Source organism: Paraniabella hibiscisoli (genome assembly GCF_022512515.1).
In the GTDB taxonomy this organism is placed as follows: Bacteria; Bacteroidota; Bacteroidia; order Chitinophagales; family Chitinophagaceae; genus Niabella; species Niabella hibiscisoli.
This window is the reverse complement of sequence record NZ_JAKWBK010000001.1, coordinates 3,713,667-3,729,721: the sequence shown is the minus strand read 5'-3', so window position 1 is coordinate 3,729,721 and position 16,055 is coordinate 3,713,667. Positions and strand designations below refer to the sequence as shown.

The following is a 16,055-nucleotide window of genomic DNA, read 5'->3' as shown; positions in this document are numbered from 1 at the left end:
GGTCTGAATTTTAAAATGTGGCCCGTAAACCAAGGTTGATCACTTTCATCTGCGGATAATTGGAGTAGGCGGCAACCGTATTATCATTTTGCGATTCCGGGTCTACATCATAAATTTTTAGCTTATACCACGTTAACAGGTTTTGGCCATTTCCGAAAATGCGGAAGGCTTTAATACCAGCTTTATTTAAGAATTTACTTTTAAGTGTATAGCCTAATTCAAAGTTTTTAAACCTCAGGTAACTCGCATCTCTAAGCCAAAAAGATGATATATCCCAATTGGGTCCGCCCAACCTGGGTAGTTCTGCCGTAGTCGCAGTTTCAGGGGTCCACCGCTGCTGATGTATTTCTTGCGGGAGGCCATTTACATTACCAATCTGCAGCATGGTATTGGCAGCCAGGTTGCTACCGTAGCGCCCTGGAACAATACTGAAAGATCAAATCCTTTGTAGCTAAAGCCTGCCGAGATACCAAAAGTGTAAGGAGGCACACCCGGCAAACCAATAGGCACAATATCCTGGTCGTTAATAACACCATCACCATTCATATCAGCATACTTTAGATCACCTGGCTTTAAATTGCTCCTGAAATCTTTGGGACCGTTATCAATTTCCTCCTGGCTTTGAAAAAGCCCAATGCCTTGTAGCCAAATATCTGACCTACCGGATTTCCTGTGGTCATATTTAAAGGATTTCTGAAATTGTAAGGCTCATCTCTGAAGACGATTGTGTTTTTCGCAATAGACAGGTTGCCACCCACAAAATAGCTAAGGTTACTGCCCACCATATCTTTATACTTTAACTCAAACTCCCAGCCCTTATTGGATACGCGGCCGATATTGGTAGGCGTTAATTCGATAGATGCAAATGTGGGAACAGTTGCGCGGGTAGATAAGATATCGTAACGCAATTCGTCAAATCTGTCTACCACAATATCTACCTTATTATTGAACAGTTTTATATCTGCTCCTATATTATAAGCGCGTTTCTTTTCCCAAGTAATGGTTTCATTGGCAATGGAGGCGGGTGAAATAGTTGCTATACCACTGGGCACTTCACCAAATAAATAGGAACTGGTTGATCTTGAATAGCGATCCACATACAGGTAATCGGTTGCCGCAATATTATCGGTGCGGTGGTACCATAAGAACCGCGGATCTTAAACAAATTAATGAACTTTACATGATCTTTGAAAAAGCCCTCTTCGGAAAGAATCCACCCTGCGGAATATGCCGGAAAATAGCCAAACTTCTGTGCAGATTTAAATTTATCTGTTCCACTGTAAGATGCGGTATACCCCACTATATATTTATTATCATAGGTGTAGATAAATTGCCCGTTTATACCTTTGTATACCTCTGTTCTGTTAGGCTGGCCCGAAGTGCCGTTAATCGTCCTGGTAATTACTTCCATACCCACCACATTAGCTGATACATTATGTAAGGAAGCAAAGGTTCGGTTATAGGACAGCTGTAATTGTTTATTTGTTCTTCGAACAGGCCGTGTGATACCTGCAGACCTAGTTAGCTGAGCCAGTCGGGTCAAATCGCTGAACACCGGGGTATAAGATCCATCTTCATTGTAGATGTAGGTAGGAAACCTTGGCCGGGTCAAGCTCCTGGTGAAGCCGGTATTTTGTGCAAATGAATAGGCTCCGCTTATCTCAAGACCGTTGGTTATAAAACCTAATTTCTGGTTACCGGTAATATTAATATTAAAATCGTTATTAAACTCCCTGCTATAGCCGGCATACTCCAGTATTCCTTTAGGATTCAGGCTATAGTTACCGATCCTCCCTCCGTAGCTACCATCAGGATTATTTACGGGATATAACCATGGAGTTAATACACCACTAGTAATACGCCTCCACATGGGCCAGGCCCCGCCAGTCATTACATCGGGCAAATTAGGTTCGTTGATCTCGCTGAAGTTAGCCCTCAGGTCTGTTTTTACTGTCAGGGTTTTGGTTACGGTAAAATCGAGGTTGGTACGTAAATTGAATCTTCTTAAATAATAGTTATTATTAAAAGGCTCGCTTTTCGGCACTTCGGTCAATATACCATCCTGAAACCAATGCGATAAGGTAAAAAGTAACGCATGATGCGGTTACCGCCCGACATATCGATGTTCTGGTTGTTTTGAGCGGCATATTTCCTAATCAACTCATCGTACCAGTTCACACTTGATATTTATAACGATTCGCACTATACCGGAAACTATCAATAGACGCCTGCGAATACAATCCGCCCTCTTCTACATCTGCATTGGCCCCCTGCTGAATAAGTTGCTCTCTAATTAGTGACAGCGCATCTGCAGAGCCTAAAGGCTTTCTCAAAAAGTGGGTGATTGAATACCATTATTCACTGTAACATTAATCACAGGCTTACTTTCTTTACCACGCTTGGTAGTAATTACGATAACGCCATTGGCACCCCTTATACCATATACCGCGGTGCTGGCAGCATCCTTTAAAATCGAAAAGCTCTCCAGCTCGTTTACATCTATCTGGCTAAGTTTTGAATAATCAAACTCCATATTATCTACAATAACCAGCGGGGTATTAATGCCCCCGGTTGTAGCATAGGTACTAACGCCCCTGATGAATACATTGGCCGCATCTCTTCCCGGTTGCCCCGTAGTTTGTTGTTGAAATATTCCCGGCATACGACCCACCAGCGCATTCTGAAAGCTGGCCGAAGGGCTTTGCGCCAACTCTGATCCGCTAACGGTACTGATAGCGCCGGTAACGGTAAGCTTCCTTTGTTTCTGAAAACCGGTCACCACTACTTCGCCCATTTCGGTATTGTTGGACTGTAGCCGGATCAGATAATAGCTGGAGTCGGCCTTAATGGTAACTTTTGTAGGATTATAACCTACCGAGCTCACTTCCAGTATGTCGCCATTACCCACTTCCAGTGCAAAGGAACCATCTTCAGAGGACAGCACTTGTTTAGATCCAGACCCTGCAATTTTGATGGTAGCATAAATTACGGGCGCCCCATCCTGGTTTACAGTGCGACCATTTATGGTTTTCGTATTTTGTGCGCTAGCCATATTCAGAAAAAATAGAAACAGCAACAGAAAAATATTTCTCATAATATTGGATTGTAATTTTAGTTCCAATTAGGATTTTGGGTTAATGAAGGATTGCGCTGTATCTCCGAAAAAGGTATAGGATAGAAATACATTTTCGATGCATCGAACGTGGATTGTTCTACATCAAATACTGTATAAGTTAATGGCGTGCCGTTAATGATCCTCATACCTCTCACCGGTTGATTCATCACAATTTCCGCTATCTTCCATCTTCGTATATCCCAAAACCTGTGCTCTTCAAATGCTAATTCTATACGTCTTTCATTCCTGATAATATCACGCATCTCTTCTTTTGTTGCGGTAGCCGCAATCCATATAAAGCGTTTGTGCCGGCAGCAACACCTGCTCTTTGCGTATATTGATCAGTTGCTGATATACGGGGAACTGGTTGCGCCAGGACCGTTTAATTCGTTTTCAGCTTCAGCATAATTCAGCATTACTTCACCCAGCCGGAAAAGAATATGATTATGTGTTTGGTTAGATATGGAAGCTGATGTTTCAAAAGCGCCCATGAACTTGCGCAGATAATAACCTGTCCGGGTTCTGTTCTGCGTATTCAGCGGGTTATCCAGGCCTCCTTCGTAGGTTTGCACCGCACGGTTGAACCAGCTTTTACCGTTGTAAAAAATGCTGGCCGCAAAACGGTCGTCCCTATTTGCATATGGATTAGCAGGATCATAAGCCGACCCGACCTCATTAATTCGTTTTCCTGTAGACTTCATCAAATAAGCATCTACCAGATTCTGCGATGGGTTATTAGATCCGCCGGAACCTTGTACATAACCTACCGGACCATTAAGCGTTTCAATACTTGTACCGGCAGTTCTAATTTTGCTAAAAATTATTTCGCGGGCGGTGCCGGTTAGTCTTACCGAATTAAATAAAGTAATATAGTTAGTGGCTAAACTGTAGTAGTTCGAATCTAATACCTGTTTAGCAGCTGCTGCCGCCTCCCGCCAGTACTCAACACTATTACCTGTGTTAAATAGGGGGCTTGCTTTATAAAGCAGCACTCTTGATTTCAATGCCATGATACCACCACGAGAGACCATGCCCCATGTAACGTCGGCCTGCGCTAACGGAAGTGCATCCACCATTGCTGCATTCAACTCACCAATGATGTAATCGAAGGTTTCGGTTGCTGTTTTACGGGGAATATCAATTTTAGAATCGAATTCATAGATAGCATCATTCACTACCGGTACGCCGCCCCATCTTTTCAATAACTCAAAATAAAAGTAAGCTCTTAAAAAACGGGCCTCCGCCTTCATCTGTGGTTTTAAAACAGCTGGTCGTACAGGCACTCTGTCGATATTAGCCAGAAACACATTGGCCCGTCGGATACCTTCATAATTTTGAGCCCATAGCGTTTCTTCAAAAACATTTCTGGATGATACCCAGTTTTGGCGAAACGAACTGGTAGCATTATCAAAATTGATGGAGACTCCATCATCAGTAGCCGATTCTAAAAAGCCCCCATCGAAGCGACCATATATGTCGGGAAGATTCGTATAAATTCCATAAAGATATTTCTTAGCCTGGTCGGCGTTAGAATCGCGTACATCAAAAATATTGTCGAGGTCATTTCTTTCAAAAGGAACCTTCTCCACTTCCTTTTTACAAGATGTAGTTGCCAATGCCATCAGCACTACAATAGATAATGTATGTATAATAGCTTTCATCAGTTGTTTATTTTGTTCGTGTTGATTTGACCGTATGCCCACCTGTTAAAATTTCAGGTTTAAGCCACAATTAAACACCCGGGTATTAGGCAGTAAGGAAGCGGTAACTTCAGGGTCCATATTTTCAAGTTGGGTAAATGTGAGCAGGTTAAGGCCATTGATAAAGATCCTCGCTCCTTTTAGTTTAATGGCGTTGACCCAGTTTTGAGGAAGGTTATAGGCCAGCTCCACGTTCTTCAACCTTATATAGCTACCATCTTTCAGCCAGAAACTGGAAGCCCTGTGGTTATTAGGATTATACCCTAAACTCAACCGGGGATAAGTGGCTGTTGCAGCCGTAGCCGCTGTCCAGCGGTTTAAATGCATTTCTGATGCCTGCCCAATACTATTATTAGCGCCTGTTTGAAACTCAAGGTTGTTCAATACATTGGTCCATACATTATTGTTTTGAGAACCGTTCCAAAGCATCGAAAATTCTATACCCGACCATTTGGCCATGAAAGAAAGTCCATAAAAAATCCGGGGGCCTTTATTTCCCAGGGCAGTTTCATCAAAAATATCAATGCGTCCATCGTTATTCAGATCTTTAAATTTTATATCGCCCAGCTGAGGTGTATATCCTTCTATGATTGGCGCATTATCCAGGTCGCTTTGTGTATTATAAAACCCATCAGCTACATAACCAAAAGCCTGGTTAACGGGCTGGCCCGTCCTGGCCATATAGGAATAAGACACCGGCAATTCATCATCAAAAACCATTTTCGACTGACTGATCCCTACATTAGCATTTACGCTATAGTTAAACTTTTTCTCTGGTCCGTTATTGTAGTCAGCGCTTATGTCAAAGCCCGAATACTTAAGTTCTCCCAGGTTTTCCACGGTCAGCGCTGAACCCAGCACAGTGCTGGCGCCGCTCCTGCGTAAAATAAGGTTATCCTTAACATTGTTATTAAAGTAATCTGCAGACAGGGAAAGGCGGTTATTCAGTAAACCAATGTCAACGCCCAGATTCAGGTTATAGGAGCTCTCCCATCTCAGATCGCTGTTAACCAGGGCAGGCTCCCTGATAGTGGCACTCGAAGTAGGCGTGGTAGATGTTCCGGTATAAAATAGAGGTCCATTTTCAGCATAGTCCACCAGGTAAGTAAAATTACCAATATTTAGATTATTACCTACCTTCCCGTAGGAAGCCCTTATCTTAAGGAGGTCAATTGCATTGGAACTAAACCAGTTTTCAGACGACAGCTTCCAACCCAGGCCTATAGACGGGAACATCCCCCATTGATTCGCCTCAGGTAAACGATTAAAGTAGGAATAGGCCACTGAAACATCTCCAAAATATTTGTCCGCGTAATTGTAAGAATAAGTATTGAGAATATTTTTGTTTAAAACCGGTAGGTCTCCGGAACCGCCAATGTCCGATCTATCTATATTATATATTAACTCACCATGAAGGGTATGTTGATTTCCCGTCCAGTCATAACCCAGGCCGCCTTCCATATAAAACTGCCTGTTCTGACTATTGTAGGTAATACTATTGGCCTGCGCCCCCGCGGTTCCAATCTGGGAATAGGTTGTGTCATTTGCGGCTCCAATGGACATTGAATATACGGGGAAGGTTTTGGAGCGATTAATCGTTTGCCCGAATGAATAATTAAATGATGCAATACCTTTTGCATACAGACCTTTAATAAATGGAAGTTCCTGCCTTAACGCCACGTCAGAATATAATATTCTATCGAAGGCTCTTCTGTAACCCGAGTTGAAAGCGCTGCCATAAAGATTATCCCGATACTGAAGTGTTCCGGCGAGCGAATCGCGCGGATCAACAACCGGGTAGGCATTATTAGGTGTATAATATAAATTATTGTAGATGGTTGCCACCGTTGCACCAGGCTGATTCAACTCGCGGATGCGGGTAAAAATATTAACGCCCAGTGTGGTTGTTTTCGTAGCCTTTACATCAACATTAGCTCTTATCAAATAGCGTTCTGCATAATCGTTGGTTTCATAAGAGTTCATACTCTTTCCCGATTTTAAAAAACCATTTTGATTCAGATAGTCAAAATCGAGATGATACCTGGCTGCCGCGCCTCCCCGTCAATATTGACATTATAGCGTTGCATACCGGCATTTTTGTTGGTGAGCAATTCCCGCCAGTCAACGTTAGGATGCCTGAATGGATCAGTGCCCGATTTATACAGGTCCAGGTCCGACTGTGTGTACCTGGCGGTACCTCCCTGGTTTACGATTGCTTCATTCAACAAGAGTGAATAATTATACGCATCCAAATACTTCGCCTGGAAAAGCTGCTGCTGTACACCCGCTTGTGCGGTCGCAGATATACGAGGTTTGGAAACACCGCCGCGCCGCGTAGTGATCAGCAGTACGCCGTTAGCGCCCCGCATTCCATAGCGGCTTAAACTAACCGCATCTTTCAATACTGAGACAGTCTCTACCTGTTCCGGATTAATGGAAGACCAGGACCTAACAATACCATCTATTACAACCAAAGGTGTTTGCCCCCTAAGATTCAACGCACCACCGCTAAAACGGTCTCCTGAAGACATACGGATATCTAAACCAGAAAGTAAGCCATGTAAGGCGGTTTCAATATTGGTTACCGGGAAAGATAAAAGTCTGGATCCATTAACTGAATCCTGGGAACCAGTCGGGGATATGAACGTCTGAAAGGGACTTTTATATTGAATGGATGTTACCGTATCCTCGTCCTGGGAAAACGAAAGAAAAGGCAACATCAGAGTCAGCGAGATCACTACAACCCGCTTGAAAAATAGCATGTCCATTAATTTTTCCATCTACGCTTGCATTTGAAGAGTTGGTTAATATTGGTTTTAATCAGCATCACCGGGTGGGATACATCGTTGAACCGGATCGCTATCAGGCCATGAATGTATACTCAGATTTAAAATTTAACGGGTGGCTCTTTTAAATAAAAAAGGGGGATTTATAAATAAAATGTCTAAATAACTGGTCTTCAATAACTATTTTTTCTTGCAGCTTTTTACATGCTCCACGATTTCTAAATGAATACGCGATGATGACACAACAGATATAAACAAGCTAATCCCACGAAAATGGTTGTTGCTTTTCATAGGTTATTTTCTGCCGTTTAAAGTCGCCTATATGTGTACTATCAAAACAAACCAGCCCAGATGCCGGGCACGATATTTAATTACACCGCTATAATAATCATCAATAGCCATATAAAGAATATTGATAGAACTGGTAACCGATCACAAACCTTAAATAATAAACCCCGCAATTTCGTGCGGGGTTTCAAACAAACCTTCTAAATCATTTATAATGATTTCTATTTAAATATCATTCGCTATTAACGGGCGGTTAAAGAAAGCCATAGGTACCATTTGTTTAGCCATCATGGTTAATCAGGCATGTAAAATGATAAGCCGATATATCCACTTTAACCGGCTTTTTCCGACCTATTGATACGACCAACTAATAGCCGGTTATTTTTAGAAATTGACGGTTACCGGGGTTGATTCAAATATATCAATTGTTTGTGCTGTGGGTTTAAAACGGGAGTAATGAGTAATAGAACCTGTGGCGGCTAAGTCTGTTATTTTTACCGCATTAACAAAAGGAGATATTTCAATGGTAGATGTGCCGCCGCCTAACTTTGAGTAAGTAATGATTGTTTGTTGTAAAGTATAAAATATGGTACTGTCCCTGGGTTTGGCGCTCTCATTTTGAAAATTGAGTTGCTTAACGCCGTTAACGGTCGTAATATTTTGAAAAATCCGGTTATACAGGGAAGAAATATATCTGTCGCCATAAATAAACCCTGCACCGGTTACTATGTTAGAACTATCACCCTTGGTATCATAGGAAGTAATACGAACCAGCAATGTTGCCTCTGGTAAATTATTGATCAATACTTCTTTATAATTGCCATATTCATTGGCAGCGATATCTACCATCGAAGTTGTTACATCGGCGCTCAGAGAACTACTGTAAGAAACCCTTAATTTATTCACACGCCTGTCTGGCGCAACAATAAATTTCAAAAGGCCACGGTTTCGCCCCGGCAGTATTTGTAAAGAATCTACCTTGCCGGGCTTGGCCTGCTCTGCTTCGTTCAAAAAATCTGCAGAGTAATAATCCTTAGGTTTACCGCATTGGCTCAATACCAAGGCGGCTACTACCGATCCTATTAAAATAAATATTTTTCTCATTTCGTTAATTTTAAAGTTGTCCGAATAAGCGAAGCTCAAAAATGAAGAAATTAGACCCACCTTCATACGAACCATTCCACATTGCATAATTTCTGAACCGGATATACCTAAATTTCCCCAGGGTTGTAGGATCCGGGAATTCATAAGTCTCCCCGTTATCACGTATGGCTGTTTGCTCTGCAGATGTTGCAGGAACGCCAAAACCAAAACCGGTAGGTCTTGAGCTGGTAAATTGTCCGAGACGGGTCCAGGACTCATCCCAGGAGCCATTGGCATTGGGGCTATTGCTTCCGTAGATCTCAAACTCATAAAGATGAGCAGGACCATAAATATCAGAAAGCGTGCTGTAGCGTGTAGCCCATATCTGCATACGGCTAATACTGGCCTGCACGCCTAAATCAATGGTAAGAGAATTTGGCAATTCAATACTTTCGGTGGTATTGGCGTTGGCAATTGACAAATACCCTGCATTGGTATTACCGTCCCAAATTCCATTAAAAGGAAACCCGCTTGCTCTTACACCTGCATCTCCGGGCAAAGCAAACCTGGCCCAACGTGTAGTAGGTATTGTCACTTCTTCAATAGGTGTAAGATTTACATTAAAAGTATCTGAATTATGATTCCATCTATCTTCTATAAAGACGCCGAAATCCGTAGGCACAGCTTTCTGCCCCCTGATTCTGATGGTACCGGAAGGAAAATTGGTATACTCTGACTCAACTGGCTGCCACTTACCCAAAGAATCTCTCCTGATAATTTTTATTACAATGTCTGATTCTGTTTCGTTAACATAATTCAGATTAAGTCCACCAAACGTGGCTATTACATTATTGTTGGCCCTTATTTTATTCAATACCACCTGGTGTGGAGGGGTAAGTACATTTACCTGAACTGCTACAGCTTCTGATGCAACCTCCCCTACTGCTACTGAATATAATTCAACACCAAAAACACCTTCCTTTCCAAAACCATCTACCGTAATCTCATTTTTGTAAATGGAAGCCTTTGCTTCCCGCTTCAAACCATTATCAAGTTGATAAACCGCTTTTACATATCTCAGGTCTTCAGAAAGGGGCAGATCGTACCGGATAACAGCCCCACCCGATATGGGCGTTACCTGCACATTAGAAACAGGAGCGGGCTTTTCGCCCACCCTGTTAACCGTTATCCCGATATCTTCTTTGCAACCAAGGGTTAATAGCAGCAACGAGATGATACTTATGAATGCTATCTTATTTTTAGAAAAGTATGATTTCATTATTATTTTTTTAATTGCCAACCCATGAAAAAGTGGGCCTGACTTTGTGTCGAATTATATTTCGGCTGTAGTAACATTTACCAGCCCACATTTTGTTTCAACTTTGGATTTCTTCTTAATTCATCTAAAGAAATAGGCCAGAAATAATCTTTGGTAGTAAAAATCCTGTTGTATAAAGCGCGGCTTCTATAAAAGGGGCAGCAGTTCTCTGCGAAACATCCCAGCCTAAAATCAACTTGTTCAATTCCTGTATGCCGTCTTTCCATCTCCTTAAATCCCAGAACCGTCTCCCTTCAAAAGCCAGTTCAATTGTACGCTCCTGTTTAATGATGTTGCGTAACCCTGCCTTGGTTGAGGGTTTGTTGGGTTGAGATGAAAAATTAGTCCAGGACGCCTGAACGCCATTTAAACCAGACCTGGCGCGAACTGCATCAATATAAGTAAATGCTTCGGCCGTAGGCCCCTGGCTCTCATTGATACACTCTGCATATAATAAATACAGATCTGCAAGTCTTATGATGGGTATGGCATAAGGCCTGGCGCCGTATGCATTACTGGCTCCATACGAATTTTGATAATTCACATATTTCTTGACCATGTACCCGGTTGCCTGGTTATTGATCACATTGTAGCTCATTACGTTGCCGCCTTGTTTGTAATTCGTGCCTAATGCATTGGCGTCATTCAATTCAGACATCATAAAATAACGCCCCCGTCGAAAGAAAGTGTTCCGTAAAAGCGATGCTCCCTATCGAGGTGAAAACGAACGGTAGTATAGTTAGCCTGTAAGTTAAACCGGTATTCATCGGTAGCAGGCACGGTCACTAAATCGAAACGGCTCGCATAAGGGTAGGTTTTATCTTCTTCAATGGGAACTCCATTTTTTGAATAGAACTTTTCAGCCATATTTAAAGTGGCTCCCATAAAACTGGTAATATTACCATTGGATACCGTATTCGTATTAAAGCCACGCGGTGTAAATGCCGCCTGAAATGCAGCAGCAGCAATGCTTCTGGTATCATACCACAAAGCTTCTGCATTACCATCCGATTCATTAAATGCAGTACGATAGTCCATCTGGAACCGGGTAGACTGCGAACCCACGGTGAGGTTAGCCGGAGGCGTCCAAACATTCAGGCGCTTACCACTGCCAACGGCTATATCCACTGCTTCTTTGCAAGCTGCAGCGGCAACAACCCATTTAGCTTCGCTATAAGTTTGATTAAACAAAGGCGTCCCACTATCGCTTGTCAGCGATACCATATCTGAGTTGCCATTAAAAAGCGGGCTTGCCGCATCAACCAGAATTCTGGCTTTGATAGCTTTGGCAGCGATCTGTGTAATTCTACCTACATCCAGGTTGCCATTTTGTTCAATGGGCATCAGGTCTGCCATAGCCTCATCAATTGTTTTTACGATATAAGCAAAGCAATCATCCACCGGTACGCGAGGCTCCTGCATTGCTGTTTGATCACCATAAACGGACAGGTTTTTGTCTCTTATAATAATAGGACCATAAGCTCGTACCAATAAGTAGTGATAATAGGCTTTCAATACTTTGGCTTCGGCTGCCCACATGTTTTTTTCAGCAACATCCATATCAGGAATCTCCTGTACCCGTTCTATCATCACATTACAGTCGTTAATTGCCTGCCAGTAAGCACCACTTCCAGCGTTACCCCACCAATTTAACAAAGGCGCATTAGCATTTTGCTGCCCCATAGAAATGTACCACCCCGGGTAAGCAGCTGACCCGAAATTAGCAGTGGAGTTCAGCCAGAATTCATCGGCCATTAAAAAATTCTCATTGCCTAAAGCATTATTGGCCGGAAGCCTGTTATAACAGGTAGCCAAAAATCGTTGCCCCATCACCCGAAGGCTAAATGCCTGATCTATTACGGGTGTATTGTCTGGCACTACATCCAGGAATTTCTTGCAGGAGCCCGCCGTTAGCAACAACGGCATCATTAATATGTATAGTATCTTTTTCATTTTTGCAGGGGATTTTATAGATTAACCGTTACACCAAAATTGAACACACGTTGTAGTGGATAGGCAAGTCCATTGCCCCCATTTCAGGATCCCACAGTTTAAAAGCGCCTATTCTAAACAGGTTGGTACCACTCATATAAATGCGCACACTCTTTACATTGAACCTTCTAACGGTAATGCCCTTGATATTGTAGCCCAATTCAGCTTGCTTCAACCTGATAAAGCTGGCATCTCTCATCCAGAAGGTACTGGTTTGTGTATTATTGGCTGTTGCAGTCTGGCTCAATCTTGGATACTGAGCATACACATCCTGATTTTCTTCAGACCAATAACTATCAGCCCATGCCTGCAAAACCGCGTTAGGAGAAAACCTGTTTCCAAAAGGGGCGGTACCGTATAAGTTGCCAGAAGTATTATAAGGTCTTATAAAAAGAGAGGTTCGTGCGTTGCCGGAAAAGAAGAAAGAGAGATCAAATGATTTGAACCCGATACTGGGTCCGAAACCATAGGTGATCTCTGGTACCGTAGGATGGCCTATGGCAACCATATCATCTCCATTAACTACGCCATCTTTATTAACGTCCACATATTTAATGTCACCTCCCATTACAGCTTCACCACCAAATTGTTGCTGGGGGCTATTCGCCACTTCAGCATCATCAATAAATAAACGCTCGGCTATATAACCGCGGGTTTGGTTAGAATTAAGGCCTACACGAGAGAGATAGGAATAGGCATAAGTGGGCTCATCAAAATGTACAAACTCGCCGGTAGCATAAGTAAAGGTGCCTCTCGATTGTATCCACAAACCCGATGCAAAATTTTTATTATAAGTAAGCTCTGCATCAAACCCTTTGCTTTTATATTTTCCCACATTGGCTAATATGGGCGCCTGAAAACCGGCCGAGGCGGTAACACCTGCTCTTTGTTGTACAATATTGTAGCGGTACTGCTGGTAATAGTCGCCTGTAAAAGTAAGTGCGCCATTAAAAAATCCAAGGTCAATCCCAAAATTGGTTTGTCGGGATATTTCCCATTGTACATTAGGGTTGGCGTATCTCGTAATAGATACCCCTGGATACCCCTCTACGATATTAGTAGGCAAGCCAAATGAATAGCCACGGGTAGGATTATTTAAATTTACTATCGATTGATAAAAGAAGCGGTTTTCAGAAGTGCTTACATTATCATTACCCAGCCAGCCATACGTGGCTCTTAACCGAAACTTGCTTATGGCGGGCTTTAACCCCTCCATGAACTTTTCCTTATCAACCGTCCATGCTACACCAAATGAGGGAAAGAAACCCCACCTGTAATTTTCATCGAAACGCTCAGATGCATTATAGCCGAAAGTAAATTGGGCATAATATTTTTCCTTAAATGAATAGGTGGTATTACCGGATACGCTTACGTTTCTAAACGGTAACGTATTGAGTAAGGTATAACTTTCCGGGGTTTGTACATTGTCGCGAATGGTTCCCACCAACATAGCACTCACATTGTGATCGCCCATTATCCTGTTGTAAGAGAACTGGCTCTCAGCATATAAGATAGCCGCCTGGTCCCGCTCGCCGGGAACAAAATTCAAATACTCCGTACCTGTTTCCGGGTTAATGGCCTGGTATTTATCAACAACGCCGGTCTCTATATTAGGTATAGGTGTATAAAAATGGAAAATAAGTTCTTTGTTGACTAAAATAAGAGTTCCGGGTAATATTTAAAAGCCCGCGATAATTGAGCCCTTCTGTAATGAAAGATAGTTTCTGATTCAGATCCAGCTGAAAATAAATATTGCTTCTTTTTCTTTCAGAATACCCTCTTACAATTTGAGCATAGGCATTAGTGTATCCTCCTTCGGCAAAATTACCAAACATAGGATGCTTGATCCAGGACATACTTTCCGGGGCTTCGTATACCGGCTGAAACAGAACCGGGTTAGAACGTAATGCCAGGCCAAACGCATCGCTTCCGGAAACGGGAGGTCCGTTATAATCCTGCACATTGAGGTTGAAACGGGCGGTTAAACTGGTAGTTTTGGTAACATTCAGGTTTACATTGGTTCTAAGGTTGTAAACATTAAAACGTACATTACTATTGAAATCATTGATGGGATTTATTTTAAGTAATCCGTTATCAGTTGAATAATCTCCACTTACATTATAGGTACCTACCTGCCCACCGCCGGAAAGACCTAAATTATATTTACGTGTGGTCGTCACATCCCGGGTAATATAATCCAGCCAATCCACTGCTGGGTAAAGGATCGGATCGTCACCGGCAGCGGTTCTGTCAATTTTTCAAGTGAATATACATTCTCATCGGCGCCACCCAGCGGATTACGGGTCAGAATAGCTTCCCGGTTCATTTTCATAAAGGTTACGGGATCGGCAATTTTTAATTGCTGTGTTGCCGTAGAAAGCCGCTGTTCACCTCTGAAGAAGATTTTGGGCGGCCCCTCCTGTCCTTTTTTGGTGGTAACCAGTATAACACCGTTTGCCCCCTTGATCCGTACACCGCAGAAGCCGTGGCATCGCGCAAAATACTAAACCCTTCAATATCGTCTACCGGGATACGCGCCAGATCATCTGCGGTTACTTCCATATTGTCCACCAACATCAATGGCCTTTGATTCACCCCAAATGTGCTGACACCACGAATAAAGAAGTCTGCGTTGTCGGCTCCAGGCTCGCCACTTCTCTGAAAAGATACCATACCGGCAATTCTTCCCTGCAGCGCGGTGGTTAAATTACTGGCCGGAATTCTTAATTCACCCGGGTTTATAGAACTTACTGATCCAATCAGGTCTCTTTTTCTGGCACGTTGGCCAAACGCGGTAACAACTACGTCATCCAGCTTCTGATAATCTTTTTGAAGGGTTATATTAATAGTCGTCTGGCCGTTGATCGCTACCTCCTGCGTCAGATAACCCACCATTCTAAACTCCAGAATATCGGAAGAAGGTACCTTTAAAATATACCGGCCATTTAAATCGGTAGTGGTTCCGTAACTCTGCTTTGATTTCAGCATAACAGTTACTCCCGGTAAAATAGTGCCCGAAGAATCTGTTACCAAACCACTCACTTCTATGTCAGTTTGAAAAAATACCCGTGCATTGTCGAACGATCTGGTTTCAGGTTCGGCACTTTTTGCCACTGAACTCATCAGAAGAAACAATAACATTACGGTCATTGTCATCATTCTTTTTTAATACATCGGACAGAAAGTACTTCCAGGTCCTTTCCTCCTACCAGAAGAGGCGGAGCTCCTTTCCTCATTAAAATCAAAACATTTTGGTTTTGCATTTTGCGTGTTAGTTTTAAAATAAGTAAATATCCGGGCAGTGTCACTCCAGTTCATAATAAATACTGAACATGAAATACTATTTATAAATACAGCAATTTGTACTTTTCTGAAATAGGCAATCGGCAATCTGCTTCAACAACTTTCTCTACAGCTTCAATGATTGTAATATCTGACGGATTTTAAAAAACCATAGGGTGTTTTCGTAAATAAATTGGGGTGTTTTTATACGCACAAATACAACTACATGATTATCAACATCATTAATTACAGAAACTTTCATCTTACTTGCAAAAAATCTTTATAAAGTCGTTAACAAATTGTAGCTTAGGCCAAGAATGTATTGGTCTTTTTTAAAATCTCCAGGTACTGCTTTTAGAATTCTCTGTTTGCTTATCATCCCTATAAGCACAAAGGCTCAACAACCAACTTTCAATAGCTGGAATACAGAAGCAGGTCTTTCGCGTAATAGTGTTTATGCTGTAACCCAGGATCAATCGGGGTTTATGTGG

General features: G+C 42.4%; 18 protein-coding genes and 1 pseudogene. All 19 read right to left on the bottom strand.

Annotated features, from left to right (window positions below; genetic code table 11):
- Positions 1-10: 10 nt before the first annotated feature.
- A complete protein-coding gene (locus MKP07_RS23210) occupies positions 11-385 on the bottom strand; it encodes a hypothetical protein (RefSeq protein WP_240849450.1) in 375 nt (124 codons plus the stop codon).
- On the bottom strand, positions 364-546 hold the full coding sequence (locus MKP07_RS23205; protein WP_240849449.1) for a hypothetical protein: 183 nt from the start codon (positions 544-546) through the stop codon (positions 364-366). Before MKP07_RS23205 ends, MKP07_RS23210 begins: the two co-directional genes overlap by 22 nt.
- 26 nt (positions 547-572) lie before the next feature.
- Positions 573-1,097 carry a TonB-dependent receptor domain-containing protein gene (locus MKP07_RS23200; RefSeq protein WP_240849448.1) on the bottom strand — a complete coding sequence of 175 codons (525 nt, stop codon included), beginning with the start codon at positions 1,095-1,097 and terminating at the stop codon, positions 573-575.
- A complete protein-coding gene (locus MKP07_RS23195) occupies positions 1,037-2,044 on the bottom strand; it encodes a SusC/RagA family TonB-linked outer membrane protein (protein WP_240849447.1) in 1,008 nt (335 codons plus the stop codon). The genes MKP07_RS23200 and MKP07_RS23195 overlap by 61 nt, the downstream gene beginning before the upstream one ends.
- 5 nt (positions 2,045-2,049) lie before the next feature.
- A complete protein-coding gene (locus tag MKP07_RS39360) occupies positions 2,050-2,178 on the bottom strand; it encodes a hypothetical protein (protein WP_262919437.1) in 129 nt (42 codons plus the stop codon).
- The gene (locus MKP07_RS23190) at positions 2,175-2,333 is read right to left on the bottom strand and encodes a hypothetical protein (RefSeq protein WP_240849446.1); all 159 of its coding nucleotides are present in this window, start codon (positions 2,331-2,333) and stop codon (positions 2,175-2,177) included. The genes MKP07_RS39360 and MKP07_RS23190 overlap by 4 nt, the downstream gene beginning before the upstream one ends.
- Positions 2,330-3,094: a TonB-dependent receptor plug domain-containing protein gene (locus tag MKP07_RS23185; protein ID WP_240849445.1), complete on the bottom strand. Its 765-nt coding sequence runs from the start codon at positions 3,092-3,094 to the stop codon at positions 2,330-2,332. Before MKP07_RS23185 ends, MKP07_RS23190 begins: the two co-directional genes overlap by 4 nt.
- Before the next feature lie 17 nt (positions 3,095-3,111).
- Positions 3,112-4,737, bottom strand: a pseudogene (locus MKP07_RS23180) (RagB/SusD family nutrient uptake outer membrane protein).
- Between the two features lie 84 nt (positions 4,738-4,821).
- The gene (locus MKP07_RS23175) at positions 4,822-6,834 is read right to left on the bottom strand and encodes a SusC/RagA family TonB-linked outer membrane protein (RefSeq protein WP_240851021.1); all 2,013 of its coding nucleotides are present in this window, start codon (positions 6,832-6,834) and stop codon (positions 4,822-4,824) included.
- Entirely contained in the window at positions 6,831-7,577 is a 747-nt protein-coding gene (locus MKP07_RS23170; protein ID WP_240849444.1) for a TonB-dependent receptor plug domain-containing protein, read from the bottom strand. The genes MKP07_RS23175 and MKP07_RS23170 overlap by 4 nt, the downstream gene beginning before the upstream one ends.
- A gap of 696 nt (positions 7,578-8,273) precedes the next feature.
- Positions 8,274-8,993 (bottom strand): DUF4998 domain-containing protein, encoded by a 720-nt coding sequence (locus tag MKP07_RS23165; protein WP_240849443.1) that lies wholly within the window; start codon positions 8,991-8,993, stop codon positions 8,274-8,276.
- A gap of 10 nt (positions 8,994-9,003) precedes the next feature.
- Complete coding sequence (locus MKP07_RS23160; RefSeq protein ID WP_240849442.1) at positions 9,004-10,251, bottom strand: DUF4959 domain-containing protein; 1,248 nt, start codon at positions 10,249-10,251, stop codon at positions 9,004-9,006.
- A gap of 77 nt (positions 10,252-10,328) precedes the next feature.
- Complete coding sequence (locus MKP07_RS41380) at positions 10,329-10,415, bottom strand: RagB/SusD family nutrient uptake outer membrane protein (protein ID WP_317236083.1); 87 nt, start codon at positions 10,413-10,415, stop codon at positions 10,329-10,331.
- Positions 10,376-10,951 (bottom strand): RagB/SusD family nutrient uptake outer membrane protein, encoded by a 576-nt coding sequence (locus MKP07_RS41375; RefSeq protein WP_317235880.1) that lies wholly within the window; start codon positions 10,949-10,951, stop codon positions 10,376-10,378. Before MKP07_RS41375 ends, MKP07_RS41380 begins: the two co-directional genes overlap by 40 nt.
- A complete protein-coding gene (locus MKP07_RS23150; RefSeq protein WP_240849441.1) occupies positions 10,948-12,243 on the bottom strand; it encodes a RagB/SusD family nutrient uptake outer membrane protein in 1,296 nt (431 codons plus the stop codon). The genes MKP07_RS41375 and MKP07_RS23150 overlap by 4 nt, the downstream gene beginning before the upstream one ends.
- Before the next feature lie 28 nt (positions 12,244-12,271).
- Positions 12,272-13,831 (bottom strand): SusC/RagA family TonB-linked outer membrane protein, encoded by a 1,560-nt coding sequence (locus MKP07_RS23145; protein ID WP_240849440.1) that lies wholly within the window; start codon positions 13,829-13,831, stop codon positions 12,272-12,274.
- A 61-nt stretch (positions 13,832-13,892) separates the two neighbouring features.
- Positions 13,893-14,492 (bottom strand): hypothetical protein, encoded by a 600-nt coding sequence (locus MKP07_RS23140; protein ID WP_240849439.1) that lies wholly within the window; start codon positions 14,490-14,492, stop codon positions 13,893-13,895.
- The gene (locus tag MKP07_RS23135) at positions 14,459-14,608 is read right to left on the bottom strand and encodes a hypothetical protein (protein WP_240849438.1); all 150 of its coding nucleotides are present in this window, start codon (positions 14,606-14,608) and stop codon (positions 14,459-14,461) included. Before MKP07_RS23135 ends, MKP07_RS23140 begins: the two co-directional genes overlap by 34 nt.
- A 29-nt stretch (positions 14,609-14,637) precedes the next feature.
- The gene (locus MKP07_RS23130; RefSeq protein WP_240849437.1) at positions 14,638-15,432 is read right to left on the bottom strand and encodes a TonB-dependent receptor plug domain-containing protein; all 795 of its coding nucleotides are present in this window, start codon (positions 15,430-15,432) and stop codon (positions 14,638-14,640) included.
- Positions 15,433-16,055: the final 623 nt, after the last annotated feature.

What these genes read in the sequence shown, in the direction of transcription:
- MKP07_RS23160 (WP_240849442.1), bottom strand. Translation starts at nt 10,251, where the DNA reads ATGAAATCATACTTTTCTAAAAATAAGATAGCATTCATAAGTATCATC.
- MKP07_RS23135 (WP_240849438.1), bottom strand. Translation starts at nt 14,608, where the DNA reads ATGAACCGGGAAGCTATTCTGACCCGTAATCCGCTGGGTGGCGCCGAT.
- MKP07_RS23185 (WP_240849445.1), bottom strand. Translation starts at nt 3,094, where the DNA reads ATGAGAAATATTTTTCTGTTGCTGTTTCTATTTTTTCTGAATATGGCT.
- MKP07_RS41375 (WP_317235880.1), bottom strand. Translation starts at nt 10,951, where the DNA reads ATGATGTCTGAATTGAATGACGCCAATGCATTAGGCACGAATTACAAA.
- MKP07_RS23130 (WP_240849437.1), bottom strand. Translation starts at nt 15,432, where the DNA reads ATGACCGTAATGTTATTGTTTCTTCTGATGAGTTCAGTGGCAAAAAGT.
- MKP07_RS23165 (WP_240849443.1), bottom strand. Translation starts at nt 8,993, where the DNA reads ATGAGAAAAATATTTATTTTAATAGGATCGGTAGTAGCCGCCTTGGTA.
- MKP07_RS23170 (WP_240849444.1), bottom strand. Translation starts at nt 7,577, where the DNA reads ATGCTATTTTTCAAGCGGGTTGTAGTGATCTCGCTGACTCTGATGTTG.
- MKP07_RS23210 (WP_240849450.1), bottom strand. Translation starts at nt 385, where the DNA reads ATGCTGCAGATTGGTAATGTAAATGGCCTCCCGCAAGAAATACATCAG.
- MKP07_RS23205 (WP_240849449.1), bottom strand. Translation starts at nt 546, where the DNA reads ATGAATGGTGATGGTGTTATTAACGACCAGGATATTGTGCCTATTGGT.
- MKP07_RS23150 (WP_240849441.1), bottom strand. Translation starts at nt 12,243, where the DNA reads ATGAAAAAGATACTATACATATTAATGATGCCGTTGTTGCTAACGGCG.